Below are 15,706 nucleotides of genomic sequence, written 5' to 3' on the forward strand. Positions count from 1 at the left end.
ACGCTGGCGGGGTGAACACACCTGAGGCGTTGATCCTGGTGGTGGACGACGAGCCGAGCATTCGCGACCTGCTCTCCGCCAGTCTGCGCTTCTCCGGCTTCGAGGTGCTGACCGCCGCCGACGGCCTGGAGGCCGTGGAGATCGCCGAGCGGGCCAGGCCCGACCTCGTGGTGCTCGACGTGATGCTGCCCGACCTCGACGGGTTCGAGGTGGCCAGGCGGCTGGAGGCGCCCGTGCTGTTCCTGACCGCGCGCGACGCGGTCGACGACAAGCTGACCGGGCTCGGGCTCGGCTCCGACTACGTGACCAAGCCGTTCAGCCTGGAGGAGGTGCTGGCCAGGGTGCAGGCGGTGCTGCGCCGTACCAGGGGGGAGGTGGGCGGCGCCCGGCTGCAGGTGGCCGATCTGGTGCTGGACGAGACCGAGCGCGAGGTGTGGCGCGGCGGGCGGCAGGTGCACCTGTCGCCGACCGAGTACAAGCTGCTGCACTACTTCATGGCCAACGCGGGCAGGGTGCTGTCCAAGGCGCAGATCCTCGATCACGTGTGGAACTACGACTTCGGCGGTGACGCGGGCGTGGTCGAGTCGTACGTGTCGTACCTGCGGCGCAAGGTCGACGACGTGGAGCCGCGCCTCATCCACACGCTGCGCAGCGTCGGATACGTGCTCAGGGAGCCGCCGGCCGAGACCTGAGCCGGACCAATGCCACGAATCCGTCGTGGCGGTCCCGACGAGCTCGGCTCCACTGGCTAGCGTGGGGGCATGGACCTCCTCGAGGCGTTGCGTTCGCTGCGGGGCCTGCTCGACCGCGAGCTGTTCCCGCTGGACATCGGGGACGTGGCGGCCGACAGGCGAGCGCTGCGCGAGCTGAAGGGACAGCTGGACGACTACCTGTTGCCCAGGCTGGCCGCGATCGACGCGCCGCTGCTGGCCGTCGTGGGCGGCTCGACCGGTGCCGGCAAGTCGACGCTGGTCAACTCGCTGGTCGGGGCCGACGTGTCCGAGCCGGGCGTGCTGCGGCCCACCACGCTGGCGCCGACGCTGGTGGCCGGCCCGGCCGACACGCCCTGGTTCATGTCCTTGGCGGTCCTGCCCGGACTGCCGCGTGTGACAGGAGCCTCCGGCGACCCGGGCACGCTGCGGGTGGTGAGCGCGCCCGCGCTGCCGCAGGGTCTCGCGCTGCTCGACGCGCCCGACATCGACTCGGTGGTGACCGCGAACAGGGAGCTGGCGGCGCAACTGCTCGCGGCGGCCGACCTGTGGCTGTTCGTCACCACCGCCGCCCGTTACGCCGACGAGGTTCCGTGGAGCTTCCTGCGCTCGGCGCGCGAGCGGAGCACCGCGCTCGCGATCATCCTCGACCGGGTGCCGCCCGACGCGGTCGGGCCCGTCTCCGCCGACCTGGCCCGCCTGCTGGAGGTCAACGGCCTCGCGGGCACGCCGCTGTTCACCGTCCAGGAGGCGGTGCTGCTGACGGAGAGGGGGCGGCTGCACCCCGACGCCGTGCGCCCGATCAACGACTGGCTGGCGCGACTGGCCGCCTCCTCGGCCGCGCGGGCCCGGGTGGTGCGCCAGACGCTCGCGGGAGCGCTGGACAGCCTGGGGAGCAGGGTCCCGGCGCTGGCGGTGGCCGTCGCCAGGCAGCGCAAGGGCGCCGAACGGCTGGCCGACATCGTCGCGGCGGCCTACTCGGGCGGGATGGCCGACTTCGACGAGGGCATGCGGGACGGCTCGCTGCTGCGCGGCGAGGTGATGGCGCGATGGCAGGACTTCATCGGCACCGGCGACCTCATGCGCTCGCTCGAGTCGCGCATCGGCTGGCTGCGCGACCGGCTGTCGGCGGTGCTCACCGGACGGCAGGCGCCGCAGGCCAGGCTGCGGGTGGCGCTGGAGAGCGGCGTCGCCGCGCTGATCAGGGGGGCGGCGGACGGGGCGGCCGAGCGGGCCCTCGACGGCTGGACGGCGGCGCCCGGCGGCAAGGACCTGCTGGAGAAGGCGGGGGCGCTCGCCGCGGCCAGGCTGGGCCGCGCCTCGTCCGGGATCGACTACGACGACGTGGTGCGCGGCTGGCAGGGTTACGTGCTCGACCTGGTCAGGGAGGAGGGCGCGGCCAAGCGCACCAGCGCGCGGGCGGCCTCCTTCGGGGTCAACGGGGCGGGGCTGCTGCTGATGCTCGCGGTCTTCGCCTCCACGGGCGGGCTGACGGGGGTGGAGATCGGCATCGCGGGCGGCACGTCGGTGCTGTCGCAGAAGGTCCTGGAGGCGATCTTCGGGGACCAGGCGGTACGGACGCTGACGGCCAAGGCGCGGGAGGACCTGCGGTCCAGGGTGCAGGCGCTGCTCGACGCGGAGGCGGCCAGGTTCACGTCGTTGCTGGAGGAGGTGTCGGTGCCGGAGGGCATGGCGGGCGAACTGCTGGCGGCGGCTCACGCGGTCCGCGACCACCGAGCCGAACTCCCGGCGGCCCCGACCAACGGACTCCCGGCGGTCGAGGCGCCGGAGCTCGCGAGCGGACAGGCCGATCCGGAGCTCGAAAGCGGGCGGGCCGATCCGGAGGTCGCGGGCGGGCGCGCCGATCCGGGCCTCGCGGGCGGGCTGGTCGATCCGGTCGAGGTGCGGGAGGACCCGGCGGGCGAGGACGGGCGGCGGCCGGCGCAGGGCGGGGAGGGCGCGTGAAGCTGTCGCGGCGCGAGGAGATCCCCTCGCTGGACGACCGGTTGACCGGCCTGCTGAAGGCGGCGGAGCTCGCGGAGGGCAGGCTTCCCGACGAGCCGGTCGCGGCGGCGCGGGAGGTGGCCGAGCGGGCAGGCGCGCGGCGCGAGCTCTCGGTCGACCACACGGTGGTCGCGCTCGCGGGCGCGACGGGCAGCGGCAAGTCGTCGCTGTTCAACGCGCTGGCCGGCGGCGAACTGGCCACGGTGGGCGTCACCAGGCCCACCACCTCGACCGCCCAGGCGGCGCTGTGGGACGGCACGGGAGCAGGACCGCTGCTCGACTGGCTGCAGGTGCCGCACCGCCACGAGGTGACCGGCGACCCCCGGGGGCTGGTCCTGCTCGACCTGCCCGACCACGACTCCATCGAGCTGACCCACCGGCTGGAGGTGGACCGGCTGGTCGAGCTGGTCGACCTGCTGGTGTGGGTGGTCGATCCGCAGAAGTACGCCGACGCCGCCCTCCACGACCGCTACCTGCGCCCGCTGGCCGAGCACGGCGAGGTGATGGTGGTCGTGCTCAACCAGATCGACAGGCTGCCGCCGGGCGCGGCCGAACGCTGCGCGGCCGACCTGCGCCGCCTGCTCGACGAGGACGGCCTGCGCGGCGTGCCCGTGATGGGCGCCTCGGCGCGGACCGGCGCCGGGCTGGCCGAGCTGCGCGCCCTGCTGGAGGAGCGCGTCGCCGAACGGACCTCGTGGGCGGCCCGCCTGGCGGCGGACGTGTCCACCGCCGCGGGACGCCTCGCCGCCGCCGGCGCGGCGGACCACTCCGGCCCCGCCGTCCCGCGGGAGGGGCGGCTCACGACGGCGCTCGCCGAGGCGGCGGGCGTGCCGCTGGTGGTGGAGGCGGTCGCCAGGGCCCACACGCACCGCGCGGTGGCCGCGACCGGCTGGCCGGTGACCAGGTGGATGCGCAGGTTCAGGCCCGACCCGCTGCGCAGGCTGGGGCTGGGGAGCGGCGCGAAGGGTGAGCTGGTGGGCAGGACCTCGCTGCCCGAGGCGTCGGCCGTGCAGCGGGCCCGCATGGAGACCGCCATCAGGGACGTCGGCGAGGCGGCCGCGCGCGAGCTGCCCCCGCCATGGGCCGTGGCCGTACGGCACGCGGCCCGCTCGCGCGAAGGCGAACTGGCGGCGGCACTCGACAAGGTGGTGGCAGCCGCCTCGTTCGGTGTGACGCGCAGCCCCCGCTGGTGGACGGCCGTCGGCGGGCTGCAGTGGCTGGTGTTCGCGGCGACGGTGCTCGGCGCGGTGTGGCTCGGCGTGCTGTTCCTGCTGACCTATCTGCGGCTGCCCGAGCCGCCCCTGCCGACGGTCGGCGAGGTGCCGTGGCCGACCGTCCTGCTGATCGGCGGGGCGATCGCCGGCCTGCTGATCGGGCTGCTCTCCCGGCTGGCCGCACGGCTGGGCGGCCGGCGCAGGGCCAGGCGGGTCGCGAGGGCGCTGCGGTCGGCCGTGGCGGAGGTGGGCGAGGAGCTGGTGCTGGAGCCGGTGAAGGAGGAGCTCGACAGGTACGTCCGCTTCACCGAGGCGCTGGGCGTGGCCAGGTCCTGAGACCGGCCGCGCCCCGGCGCCGCCGATCCGTCAAGGGACGTTCGCCAGCACCATCCGCATGTAGGCGATCAGGTCGGCCCGGCGGGCGAACGGGTTGCGGTACAGCGCCGCCCCGCCCTTCCTGATGCGCAGCGCCTCCCTGACGATCCGGTGCCAGCGCTCGTCGAAGAGGCGCAGCGCGTACTCGCCCGCCGCCGTCTTCGACGTCACCTCGCCCGCGGCGAGCGTGTGGTGCAGCCTGGTCACCCCCAGCGCGCCCCAGCTCGTCCGGGCCGGGACGAGCGCGGCGAGCCCCCAGAGCGAGGTGGTCCTGGACGACTTCTCCGCCCATCGCGTCCAGTAGCCCGCCAGGTTCTCCCGCGTACGGCGGGCCAGCAGGTCCCAGTCGGTGTGGACGCCGACCTCGGCGACGGCGGGACCCCTGACCGTCACCCCGCTCTGGGCCAGGACGTGCCAGGTCACCAGGTGCCGCTCGAACCTGCTCTCGGCCTCGAACCGCCAGGCATGCACGCCCGGGCGCGCGGGCGTCTGCTCGGGGTCGCGCCGCAGGTCGTCCCAGGTGACGTAGAGCCCGTCGAAGTGCGGTGACCTGCCGCGCTCCTTCAGCCGGGCGTGAACCTCGCGCAACGGCTCCACGTCGGCGCCCTCGGGGATCACCGCGACGAAGTCGACATCGCTCACCCCGGGCGTGAAGTCGCCGAGCGCGGCCGAACCCTGCAGGTACAGCCCCTCGACCAGCCCGGGCGCGTGCCGGTCGGCCAGGTCGAGATAGGCCGCGCACACGGCCTCGACGGACACATCGATCTTGTCGGTCATCCGGATGACCCTACGGGGACCGGCGGCGGCCCGCCGGTCCCCTTCTCCGTCGGCTGAATCCGTCGACTGGACCCGTCGGCTGGCCCCGTCGGCTGGCCCCGTCGACTGGTCTACGCGGGCTGGACTACGCGGGGCGCGTGACCGCGTAGCGGGCGGTCGTGGCGTCGCTGCTCAGCAGCCGCAGCCCCGCCTTCTCGAGCACGCGCGCCGAGGCCGGGTTCGCCTGCTCCACGCCGGCATGCACGGTGTGCACCCCGGGCGCGGTGAAGGCGAACGCGACCATGGCGCCCGCGGCCTCGGTGGCGTAGCCGCGGCCCCTGCGGGACGGCACGACGCCGTAGCCGATCTCGAGGGAGCCGTCGCTCGGCGGCCAGAACAGGCCGATCGCACCGACCACCAGGCCGGTTTCGCGCTCGACGATCTGGCGCTGGCCGTACTCGCCGGTGGCGGCGGGGTGCTCGGCGATGAAGCCGGCGATGACGCGGTCACCCTCGGAGGGGAAGTCCTCGGCCCAGTGCGCGGGCCGGGGACCGTCGAGGACGGCGGCGAGTTCGGCGGACGACCACGGCCGCAGGACGAGGCGGTCGGTGATCAGGTCGGTGCCGGAGAGCTGGAAAGTGGACAACGCGAAGACTCCTGTTCGTGGGGAGGAGCCGGACCGCGCTCTCAGCGTGCGGCGGCCCGGACAAGGGCATGACGACATGGCCGGCTGACAGCCATATTCATCGACCTCCCTCGTCTCGCGTGCCGCAGCAGAGTAGCAGGGCGGCCCGTCGTGGCGCAGGGCGTCGAGCCCGCGACTGTCTCGACGCCGCCATGGCGAGAAGCGAGCGCGCCCGGCGCCCCTTCAGCCCCGGCCCCCGCCGCCATGGCGAGAAGCGGGCGCGCCCGGTAGGACCCTTCAGCCCCCGCCCCCGCCGCCGTCTCCTCCGCCCCCGCCGCCATCGCCCCAGCCCGCGCCATCGCCCATGCCGCCACCGGTGTCGTAGGTGTGGTGGTAGCCGCCATCGCCCCCGTATCGCCGACGGCCGCTCTTGCGGCGGGTGTGCCGGACGGGCCGGGGTTGGGGGCGGGGCCGGTGGCCGAGCGCGGCCCTGACCCTGCGGTCGGGCAGTTCCTGCAGGCCGTGCAGTGCCACGCCGCGCCCGATGGCCTCGGGCGAAGGACGGGCGGGACGCTCGCCCCGGGGTTGGGCGAGCCGCGCGTCCCGCAGCAGGCGGGAGACCCGCCCCGTGGTCCAGAGGCCGGTCAGGCCGGCGGCCGTGGCCAGGCCGAACACCCCGGCCGCGGCGAACGTCAGGCCCGCGGCGGGGACCGCGCGCAGACCCAGCAGGACGAGCGTGACGACCAGGCCCAGCGCGGCGGCGCCGGCCGTGACGCCCAGCAGCCGGCGGCCCCGCTCCGCCGCCCGCTCGGTCACCCAACCCTTGCCGACGAGCCGCTTGACGTCGTCGTCCGTGACGGCCTGATGCGCCAGATGGACCTCCAACCCGTCATCGGAGCCGCGGGCGGCCTCGACGAGAGTGGTCTCGATCGGTCCGCGCGCCTCCGGGCCGGAGGAAGAGACCTGGACGCGCCGCGTGGCGGAGATCGAGACCGTGCCCCTCGCGACGAGTTCGGCGAGCGCGGCGTTGATGACGCGGGTGTGACCGCCCGCCAGGTAGGCGAGCCGGTCCCTGCCGACGTCGGCGTGGGCCGGGTAGCGGGCCGGTCGCACCCTCAGCGCGCCGACCGCGGAGACCACCGCGACGCAGCAGGACAGGAGAAGTAAGACGAAGTTGATGATCGCCTCCTGGTGTCGGCTTCGAGCTTCACCCTCCATCCTGCCGCGACGTCGGGAGCCGTGTGGGATCGATGTCGGGAGCCGTGTCGGGAGCCGTGTTGGGAGCATCGTTGAGCGGTCGTGCACGATCTTTCGCCTGTCCGGCATTGATCGCCTGGCCGGTGCGGGAGAGGGTGGGAAGGTGATTATCGATGTGTGGGCGCAACCCACCATGGGCGGACGGCCAGGCAGGCTGCCCATGCCGGAGATCCGGCGGCTGTTCGAGAAGTCGGGGAGCGCCGACCTGATCGACAAGCCCGTCACGCCGGGGGAACTGGTCGCGCTCATGGACGCGGCAGGCGTCGACATGCTCCTGCTGTCGGCCTGGCACCGGCCGGGCGGCTGGGTGATCAGCAATGACGACGTCGCCACCTTCACCGCGGCCTACCCGAACCGGTTCGCGGGGCTGGCGGCGGTGAACCTGGCCCATCCGGTCGCGGCCGTGGCCGAGTTGCGCCGCGCGGTGGAGGAGTTGGGGTTCGTCGGGCTGCGGATGGTGCCGTGGCTGTGGGAGCTGCCGCCCGACCACCGGCTCTACTACCCGCTCTACACCACCTGCGTGGAGCTGGGCGTCCCCTTCTGCACCCAGGTCGGGCACACGGGGCCGCTGAAGCCGTCCGAGACGGGCCGGCCGGTGCCGTACCTGGACAGGATCGCGCTGGACCTGCCCGAGCTGATGATCGTCGGCGGCCACATCGGCTATCCGTGGACCGACGAGATGATCGGCATGGCGTGGAAGCACGACAACGTCTTCATCGACACCTCGGCCTACCTGCCGCGCTACTACCCGCCGCAGCTCGTGCACTTCATGAACACCTACGGCAGGGGCAAGGTGATGTTCGGGACCAACTGGCCCCAGCTGTCCCATGACCGCGCGCTCGCCCAGGTCGACGAGCTGGAGCTGACGGCCGAGGCGCGCGCCGACTTCCTCGGCGGTACGGCCCGCCGCGTCTTCAGGCTGGGCGCGGAGGACTGAGCCAAGGGAACCAGCCGCGCCGGCCCGTCGACGACCTCGCCGCCCTCTACCGCGCGGTGGCCGAGCGGGCCGAGCCGGGGAGGTCTGGCACGGGATCAGGAGACGGCTCAGCGCAGGACGCCGACCCCGCCGTCGATGCGCAGGCGCGGCGGGGCGTCCAGCAGGTTGAGGTCGTCCTCGTCGTCGACGCGCCAGTCCTGCACGGGAACGAGACCCGGTCCGATCAGCTCGAACCCGTCGAACAACCGCAGGACCCGGGCGCGGTCGCGGAAGACGGCCTGCGCGGGAGAGTTGGCCGTGGCGGTCGTCAGCCGGGCGATCGCCTCGGGATGGCTCTCCGCCATGCCGTGGGTCAGCACCAGGTGGCTGCCGGGCGCCATGCGGTCCCTGAAGGCGGCCACGATCCCGGCGGGGTCCTCCTCGTCCATCACGTAGTGCAGGAGTCCGACCATCAGCACCCCGAGCGGCTGCTCGAAGTCGATCAGGCCGCCGACGTATGGGTCGCCGAGGATGTCCTTGGGGCGGCGCGCATCGGCCTGGATGCCTTCCACGCCGGGCACGTCGGCCAGCAGCACCTGGGCGTGCAGCCGCACGACCGGGTCGTAGTCGACGTAGATCACCCGGCACGCGGGGTTCACCGCGCGCGCGACCTCGTGGACGCTCGGCGAGGTCGGGATGCCGGTGCCCAGGTCGATGAACTGCCGCACGCCCTGCTCGGCGAGATGGCGCACCGCCCTGGTGAGGAACAGCCTGTTGGCGCGGGCCACCAACCGGGTGTCGGGTGCCACGGCGAGCAGCCGGTCGGCCACCGCGCGGTCGATGGCGAGGTGGTCCTTGCCGCCGAGGAGGTAGTCGTAGACGCGCGCCGAACTCGGCACCGTCGGATCGACACCTGGAGGAACACGCTCTAACTCGGCCACGGCGTCTCCTTGCCTCAAACCTCTGGATCGCCATGCTACTGAACCGCCGTCGAGAGATCGTTCAGGTTTATCTCGATTATCGAGATATCAGTCCAGGGGCCGACTCGCGGTGAGAGTGGTGAGGAGCGGGCGCAGCAACGGGTGGAGGTCGGCCCCCCGACGGACCGCCGCGAAGACACGGCGTTCCGGGCCGGGGATCCGGCAGACGACCACCCTGGACAGGTCGAGGTCGCGCAACGCCAGCCGAGGCACGAGCGCGACCCCCGCACCCGCGCCCACCAGCGCGACCACGGCGCGGAAGTCGTCGGAGGAGTGCGCGAACCCCGGCGTGAAGCCCTCCCTCTCACAGGCGAACGCGATCACGTCGTGGACCGGATTGCCGGGATAGGGGCCGATCCACGGCTCGTCCGCCACCTCCGACAGCGTGCCGGCAGGCGCGTGGTCCGCCGGAAGCAACAGGTCGAAGGGCTCGGCGTAGAGGGGCAGCCGGGTCAGGCGATGGTCGTCGGGCGCGCCGCGGTACTCCACCGCGATGGCCAGATCCGCCTCGTCGTCGAGCAGCATGGTGAGGCCGCGGTCGCCCTCGGCGTCCAGGACCCGGATCTTCAGCGCGGGCGCGCTCACCCGCAGGGCGCTGACGGCGGGCGCGAGCACGACACTGATCGCGGTGGCGAACGAGGCCACCGTCACCTCGCCCGCCGAGCCCGTCGTGTAGGCGGCGACCTCGGCCTCGGCGCGTTCGAGCTGGGCGAGGACCTCGTCGGCGTGGGCCAGCATGATGCGGCCCACCGCGGTGAGCCTGATGCCCCGGCCGTCGCGGGCGAACAGGCGGTGCCCCACCTCGTGCTCGAGCGCGCCGAGCTGCTGGGAGACGGCGGAGGGCGTGAGGTGCAGCGCGGCGGCCGCCGCGGTCACGGTGCCGTGATCCGCCACCGCGCGCAGCGTCCGGAGCCGCCGACTATCAATCACCCGCCCATTGTGACCCGCCCCCACCGGTGGCCGCTCTGCGCACGGACCTGCGCGTGGCCCCGGGTGGGGTGCCGGCTTGCCTTTGAGGAAAGGCGAGCCGGCCCGGGGGTGCGGGGATCAGTGTCGCGCGGTGATGAAGGCGGCGACGGCGCGGTCGACGTCGGCGGGGGTGTGGGCGGCGGACAGTTGCACGCGGATGCGGGCCTGGCCGTGGGGGACCACGGGGTAGGAGAAGCCGATCACGTAGATGCCCTGGTCGAGGAGGCGTTCGGCCATCGCGGCGGCCTCGGCGGCGTCGCCGATCATGACGGGGGCGATCGGGTGGTCACCGGGCAGCACGTCGAAGCCCGCCTCGGTCATCTGCGTCCGGAACCGCCGCGTGTTGTCGCGCAGCCGCTCGCGGGCCTCGCTGGAGGTCTCCAGCAGGTCGAGGATGCGCAGCGTCGCCGCCGCGATGACCGGGGCGAGGGAGTTGGAGAAGAGGTAGGGGCGGGAGCGCTGCCGCAGCAGCTCGCAGATCTCCTTGCGGGCGGCGACGTAGCCGCCGCTGGCCCCGCCCAGGGCCTTGCCGAGGGTGCCGGTGATGATGTCGATCCGCTCGGTCACGCCGTGGAGTTCGGGGGTGCCGCGCCCGGTGGGGCCGACGAAGCCGACCGCGTGGGAGTCGTCGACCATGACCATCGCGCCGTACTGGTCGGCCAGGTCGCAGATCTCCCGCAGCGGCGCGACGTAGCCGTCCATGGAGAAGACGCCGTCGGTCACGATCAGCTTGCGCCGCGCGTCGGCGGCCTCCTTCAGCCGGGCCTCCAGCTCGGCCATGTCACGGTTGGCGTAACGGTAGCGGCGGGCCTTGGACAGCCTGATGCCGTCGATGATGCTGGCGTGGTTGAGCGCGTCGGAGATCACCGCGTCCTGCGCGTCGAGCAGCGTCTCGAACACGCCGCCGTTGGCGTCGAAGCAGGAGCTGTAGAGGACGGTGTCCTCCATGCCGAGGAAGTCGGAAAGACGCGACTCGAGCTCCTTGTGCACCTCCTGGGTGCCGCAGATGAACCGCACGGAGGCCATGCCGAAGCCCCACGTGTCGAGCGCCTGCTTGGCGGCCTCGATCACCTCGGGGTTGTCGGCGAGGCCGAGGTAGTTGTTGGCGCAGAAGTTCAGCACCTCGCGGCCCGCGACGCCGACCGTGGCGTTCTGCGGGCTGGTGATGACGCGTTCGGGCTTGAGCAGCCCTGCCGAGGCGATCTCGTCCAGCGTGGCCCGCAGGTCATCCCGCGTCGTTCCGAACATCGCGCGCTCCAATCTCTGCTGAAGGGTTCGCGCGCGGGGTCCGCGCGCGCCCTCTCCGTCGTCGCCTGGGTCTGGTGGTGCTGAGGAAGGGGTGGGTACGGCGAGCCGTCACGCGCGGGGCGCGGCGTCGCTCCAGTCGAGGATGACCTTGCCGGCCCTGCCGCTGGCCGCCGTGTCGAAGGCGGCGTCGAAGTCGTGGGCGGGGAACCTGTGGGTGATCACCGGGGAGAGGTCGAGCCCCTTCTCCAGCAGGACGGACATGTTGTACCAGGTCTCGTACATCTCGCGGCCGTAGATGCCCTTGATGGTGATCATCGAGGTGACGACCGTGGCCCAGTCGATCGCGAACTCCTCGGCGGGCAGGCCCAGCATGGCGATCCTGCCGCCGTGGGTCATGTTCGCGATCATGTCGCGCATGGCCTGCGGGTGTCCCGACATCTCGAGGCCGACGTCGAAGCCCTCGCGCATGCCGAGCTGCTTCCAGCCGTCGGCGATGGAGGTCTGCGCGACGTTCAGGGCGAGGCTGACGCCCAGCTTGCCGGCCAGGTCGAGCCGTTCGGGGCTGACGTCGGTGATGACGACGTTGCGCGCGCCCACGTGCGTGGCGACGGCCGCGGCCATCAGGCCGATCGGGCCCGCGCCGGTGATCAGCACGTCCTCGCCGACCATCGGGAAGGAGAGCGCGGTGTGGACGGCGTTGCCGAACGGGTCGAAGATCGCCGCGATGTCGGGGTCGACGGGGATGCGGTGCACCCACACGTTGGAGGCCGGCAGCGTCACGTACTCGGCGAACGCGCCGTCGCGGTGGACGCCGAGGCCGATGGTGTTGATGCACAGGTGGCGGCGGCCCGCCATGCAGTTGCGGCATTTGCCGCAGACGATGTGGCCTTCGCCGCTGACGAGGTCGCCGACCTGGATGTCCTCGACGCCCGGTGCGACCTCGACGACCTCGCCGGAGAACTCGTGCCCGGCGATGAGCGGAAGCGTCAGCGTGTGCTTCGCCCAGTCGTCATATTTCCGGATATGGAGGTCGGTGCCGCAGATTCCGGTACGCAACACCTTGATCTTGACCTCGCCCGGCCGTACGGCGGGCTCGGGCACGTCCATCAGCCACAGGCCGGGTTCGGCCTTCTGCTTGACCAGCGCTTTCATGACGGTCGTTTCCCCCTCCTGACAACCTTACGCACTGTGCCGGTGATCACCCCTCGTGTCCATCGAGGTTTTCTTAACGGCCCTGTCAGCCTCGCTACACGATTTATCGAAAGAACCTTGTCAAAGTAGAATGACCCACCATGAGACAGGTCAGCGGTGACGCGTCCCTCCTGAGGAAGCTCAACTCCGCGGCGATCCTGCGCGCCATGCGGGGAGCGGGAGACGCCACGCTGACCGAGCTCGCCAGGGCCGCGAGAGTTTCGCGCCCGACGGCCGAGGTCATCGTCGAGGACCTGCTCGGCGACGGCTGGGCGGAGGAGTGCGAGGAGGAGCAGGGCGACCGGCAGCGCGGCCGGCCCGCGCGCCGCTACCGCTTCCGTGCCTCCTCGGGGCACGTGGTCGGCGTGGGCATCGGCTCGTCCAGCGTCCGCGCGATGGCCGCCGACCTCGGGGGCACGATCCTGGCCTCCTGCAGGGAGCCGCTGCCGCGCGACGCGGCCCCGGCCGAGCGGCTGGCCCTGGTGCGCGACCTGGTGTTCAGGGCCGCCGCGGAGGTGGGGCGCGAGCCGTCCGGGCTGGTGGCGGTGGGGGTGGGCACCACCGGCGTGGTCGACGGCGAGGGCCGGGTGGTCAAGAGCGTCGTGCTGCCCGGGTGGACGGGTGTGGAACTGCGGGCCGAGCTGGAGAAGGGGATCCCCGCGCCGATCCTCGTCGAGAACGACATGCGGCTGGCCGTGCTGGCCGAGCACTGGCGGGGGGCCGCCCAGGGCCGGAGCAACGTCGTCTACCTGTTCACCGGCGACCGGCTGGGTCTCGGTTTCCTCATCGGCGGGGTGCCGTACCGGGGGGCCAACGCGGCCTCGGGTGAGATCGGCGTGCAGGCGGGCGACCACTGGGCCGCGTTCAGGCACGTCCTCGACTACGCCATGGCCGTGGAGCCGGGTGAGCTCAGGTCCACGAGGCAGAGCGCCGAGTTCGCCATCACCAGGGCCCGCGCGGGCGACGCGCAGGCCGCGGAGGCGGTCTCGAGGTTCGCCCGGCACCTGGCCGGCGGCCTGATCAGCATCGTCAACCCGCTCGACCCGGAGATGGTAGTGGTCGGCGGCAGCCTGTCCACCGCGGGCGATCTGCTGGTCGGCCCGATCCAGAGCTACCTGGACGAGGCCTGCCTCTACCCGCCCAGGGTGGTGGCGTCGGAGCTGGGCAGCGAGTCGATCACGCTCGGCGCGGCGCGGATGGCGCTGAACCACGGCGACGCCGTGCTCTTTTCGTAGATCGTCTTTATCGGGCCACGCGGCCACGCCGGCGGTGGTGCTGCCGGCCATCACGCCGGTCCTCACCGTGATCCGGTTCCGGCTGTCGAGGAAGTGGGTCCACCGCGGGAGCGTGGCGGCCGTCGGCGCCGCGGCCTTGGTGATGCCCTTCGCCTGGGAGGTGCGCACCGCTTCGTCGTGATGCGGCGGAAGATCATCCAGGTAGCCGCTTTCTCCTGAGAGGTTGCTTAACAGGAGCGGGATGCGTGCCCCATGACGGCAATCCTGGGGCACGACTGCGCATAAATGTGAGGTTTACCCTAGTAACTTTCATAAATGGGCGCTAACCTCACGGCAACCCGTTCCGACTTGGAGGTGAGACGTGGTCGCATCCACGGCAACCCCCCTGGTGGATGCCCAGACGGACGTCCACTCCCACCGCCGGAGCATCCGCGACCGGCTGAGACGCGACTGGACGCTGCTGGCGCTGTGCCTGCCCGGCGTCCTCTACTTCGCCGTCTTCTACTACGTCCCGCTGCTGGGCAACGTCATCGCGTTCAAGGACTACGCGCCCTTCCTCGGCATCTCCGGCAGCCCGTGGGTCGGCCTGGAGAACTTCGCGACGCTGCTGGCCGAGCCGGAGTTCTGGTCCGCCGTCGGCAACACGCTGGAGATCACCGCGCTGCAGCTGCTGCTGTACTTCCCCGCCCCCATCGCGCTCGCCCTGCTGCTGAACTCGCTGGTCGGCCACCGGATCAAGCGCTTCATCCAGTCGGTCGTCTACCTGCCCCACTTCCTGTCGTGGGTCGTGGTGGTCGCGATGTTCCAGCAGGTCATCGGCGGCGCCGGCACCGTGAGCGGGTTCCTGAACTCCCACGGCATCACCATCGGCAACCTGATGTCCAACCCCGACACCTTCAAGCTGCTCGTCACGGCCCAGGTGATCTGGAAGGACTGCGGCTGGGGCACGATCATCTTCCTGGCCGCGATCACCGCCATCGACCTGAACCAGTACGAGGCCGCGGCGATCGACGGCGCCGACTGGAAGCGCCGCCTCTGGCACGTCACGCTGCCGGGGATCCGCTCGGTCATCCTGATGATGCTGATCCTGCGCCTCGGCGACATCCTGTCCGTCGGCTTCGAGCAGATGGTCCTGCAACGGGACGCGGTCGGCGCCGGCGCCGCCGAGGTCATCGACACCTACGTCTACTACCACGGCATCCGTGACGGCGACTGGGGCATGAGCACCGCGGCAGGCCTGATGAAGGGCCTCATCGGCGCGGCGCTGATCTACGCGGCCAACAAGCTCGCACACCGCTTCGGAGAGCAGGGGATTTACCGGTGAGGCCGCCATGGATGGAGCGCCCGTCGATCGCCGGGCGCGCGCTGAAGTTCGTCGTGCTGGCCGCGGTCGTGGTGGCCGTGCTGTACCCGTTCGGGCTCGCCGTCGGCACGAGCCTGATGGGGCGGGAGGAGAGCATCGCCAACGGCGGCAGCTACGTGCTCTTCCCCTCCCAGCCGACCTTCGAGGCCTACAGCCTGATCCTGTCGGGCGGCGCGGTCACCAGGTCGGTGCTGATCAGCATCGGCATCACGCTGACCGGCACCGCGCTGAGCCTGATCTGCACCGTCTTCCTCGGCTACGCGCTCTCGCGCAGGGGCCTGCTCGGCGGCAAGCCGATCCTGCTGATGGTGCTGGCCACGTTCCTGTTCACCCCCGGCATGATCCCGAGCTACCTCATGGTCAAGGAGCTCGGCATGATCGACACCTACCAGTCGCTGATCGTGCCCGTGCTGGTCAACGCCTTCAACGTGGTGGTGGTCAGGGCCTTCTTCCAGAACCTGCCCGAGGAGCTGTTCGAGGCGGCCCGCATGGACGGCTGCACCGAGTGGCGGATGCTGTGGCGGATCGCGATCCCGCTGTCCAAGGCGGTGATCGCGGTGGTCGGCCTGTTCTACGCCGTCTCCTACTGGAACACCTTCTTCACCGCGATCCTCTACATCAACGACCAGTCCAAGCACCCGATCCAGGTCGTGCTGCGGCAGTTCATCTTCCGCGGCACCTCGGCCACCGGCTCCGACGTCGCCATCGTGCGGGACCTGCCCGCCGCCTCGGTGCAGATGGCCGTCCTGGTCATCGCGCTGGTGCCGATCCTGCTCGTCTACCCCTTCCTCCAGAAGTACTTCACCAAGGGCGTCCTCACGGGCGCCATCAAGGGCTGAACCGCACCCTTTCCAGGAGAAACA

General features: G+C 72.0%; 14 protein-coding genes. 7 read left to right on the plus strand and 7 right to left on the minus strand.

Annotation, left to right across the window (positions count from 1 at the left end; genetic code table 11):
• Window positions 1-11: 11 nt before the first annotated feature.
• The 3 genes from ABZX22_RS28160 to ABZX22_RS28170 all read left to right on the plus strand — a co-directional run bounded on the left by ABZX22_RS28160 (window position 12) and on the right by ABZX22_RS28170 (window position 4,264).
• Window positions 12-692 (plus strand): response regulator transcription factor, encoded by a 681-nt coding sequence (locus ABZX22_RS28160; protein WP_354914328.1) that lies wholly within the window; start codon window positions 12-14, stop codon window positions 690-692.
• A 69-nt stretch (window positions 693-761) separates the two neighbouring features.
• The gene (locus ABZX22_RS28165) at window positions 762-2,675 is read left to right on the plus strand and encodes an ABC transporter (protein ID WP_354914330.1); all 1,914 of its coding nucleotides are present in this window, start codon (window positions 762-764) and stop codon (window positions 2,673-2,675) included.
• On the plus strand, window positions 2,672-4,264 hold the full coding sequence (locus ABZX22_RS28170; protein WP_354914332.1) for a YfjP family GTPase: 1,593 nt from the start codon (window positions 2,672-2,674) through the stop codon (window positions 4,262-4,264). The genes ABZX22_RS28165 and ABZX22_RS28170 overlap by 4 nt, the downstream gene beginning before the upstream one ends.
• Before the next feature lie 30 nt (window positions 4,265-4,294).
• Here the strand turns inward: ABZX22_RS28170 and ABZX22_RS28175 are convergent, their stop codons facing one another.
• The 3 genes from ABZX22_RS28175 to ABZX22_RS28185 form a co-directional block, all read right to left on the minus strand.
• The gene (locus tag ABZX22_RS28175; protein ID WP_354914334.1) at window positions 4,295-5,080 is read right to left on the minus strand and encodes a nucleotidyltransferase domain-containing protein; all 786 of its coding nucleotides are present in this window, start codon (window positions 5,078-5,080) and stop codon (window positions 4,295-4,297) included.
• A gap of 124 nt (window positions 5,081-5,204) precedes the next feature.
• Window positions 5,205-5,705, minus strand: coding sequence for a GNAT family N-acetyltransferase (locus tag ABZX22_RS28180; protein WP_354914336.1), 501 nt, complete (start codon window positions 5,703-5,705; stop codon window positions 5,205-5,207).
• A gap of 276 nt (window positions 5,706-5,981) precedes the next feature.
• Window positions 5,982-6,902, minus strand: coding sequence for a TIGR04222 domain-containing membrane protein (locus tag ABZX22_RS28185; RefSeq protein WP_354914338.1), 921 nt, complete (start codon window positions 6,900-6,902; stop codon window positions 5,982-5,984).
• Window positions 6,903-7,044: 142 nt separating this feature from the next.
• On the opposite strand from ABZX22_RS28185, the gene ABZX22_RS28190 reads away from it, so the two are divergent.
• On the plus strand, window positions 7,045-7,878 hold the full coding sequence (locus tag ABZX22_RS28190; protein ID WP_354914340.1) for an amidohydrolase family protein: 834 nt from the start codon (window positions 7,045-7,047) through the stop codon (window positions 7,876-7,878).
• A 107-nt stretch (window positions 7,879-7,985) separates the two neighbouring features.
• Here the strand turns inward: ABZX22_RS28190 and ABZX22_RS28195 are convergent, their stop codons facing one another.
• From ABZX22_RS28195 to tdh, 4 genes are all read right to left on the minus strand, one after another.
• Window positions 7,986-8,798 (minus strand): SAM-dependent methyltransferase, encoded by an 813-nt coding sequence (locus ABZX22_RS28195; RefSeq protein WP_354914342.1) that lies wholly within the window; start codon window positions 8,796-8,798, stop codon window positions 7,986-7,988.
• A gap of 87 nt (window positions 8,799-8,885) precedes the next feature.
• Complete coding sequence (locus tag ABZX22_RS28200; RefSeq protein WP_354914344.1) at window positions 8,886-9,767, minus strand: LysR family transcriptional regulator; 882 nt, start codon at window positions 9,765-9,767, stop codon at window positions 8,886-8,888.
• A 117-nt stretch (window positions 9,768-9,884) separates the two neighbouring features.
• The gene (locus tag ABZX22_RS28205) at window positions 9,885-11,054 is read right to left on the minus strand and encodes a glycine C-acetyltransferase (RefSeq protein ID WP_354914346.1); all 1,170 of its coding nucleotides are present in this window, start codon (window positions 11,052-11,054) and stop codon (window positions 9,885-9,887) included.
• 108 nt (window positions 11,055-11,162) lie between these two features.
• A complete protein-coding gene (tdh, locus tag ABZX22_RS28210; protein ID WP_354914348.1) occupies window positions 11,163-12,206 on the minus strand; it encodes an L-threonine 3-dehydrogenase in 1,044 nt (347 codons plus the stop codon).
• A 140-nt stretch (window positions 12,207-12,346) separates the two neighbouring features.
• On the opposite strand from tdh, the gene ABZX22_RS28215 reads away from it, so the two are divergent.
• The 3 genes from ABZX22_RS28215 to ABZX22_RS28225 all read left to right on the plus strand — a co-directional run bounded on the left by ABZX22_RS28215 (window position 12,347) and on the right by ABZX22_RS28225 (window position 15,682).
• A complete protein-coding gene (locus ABZX22_RS28215; RefSeq protein ID WP_354914350.1) occupies window positions 12,347-13,480 on the plus strand; it encodes an ROK family protein in 1,134 nt (377 codons plus the stop codon).
• Window positions 13,481-13,841: 361 nt separating this feature from the next.
• Window positions 13,842-14,804, plus strand: a complete 963-nt coding sequence (locus ABZX22_RS28220; RefSeq protein WP_354914352.1) for an ABC transporter permease subunit — start codon at window positions 13,842-13,844, stop codon at window positions 14,802-14,804.
• Complete coding sequence (locus ABZX22_RS28225; RefSeq protein WP_354914354.1) at window positions 14,801-15,682, plus strand: carbohydrate ABC transporter permease; 882 nt, start codon at window positions 14,801-14,803, stop codon at window positions 15,680-15,682. The genes ABZX22_RS28220 and ABZX22_RS28225 overlap by 4 nt, the downstream gene beginning before the upstream one ends.
• Window positions 15,683-15,706: the final 24 nt, after the last annotated feature.

Source organism: Nonomuraea sp. NPDC003804 (assembly GCF_040610675.1).
GTDB lineage: Bacteria > Actinomycetota > Actinomycetes > Streptosporangiales > Streptosporangiaceae > Nonomuraea.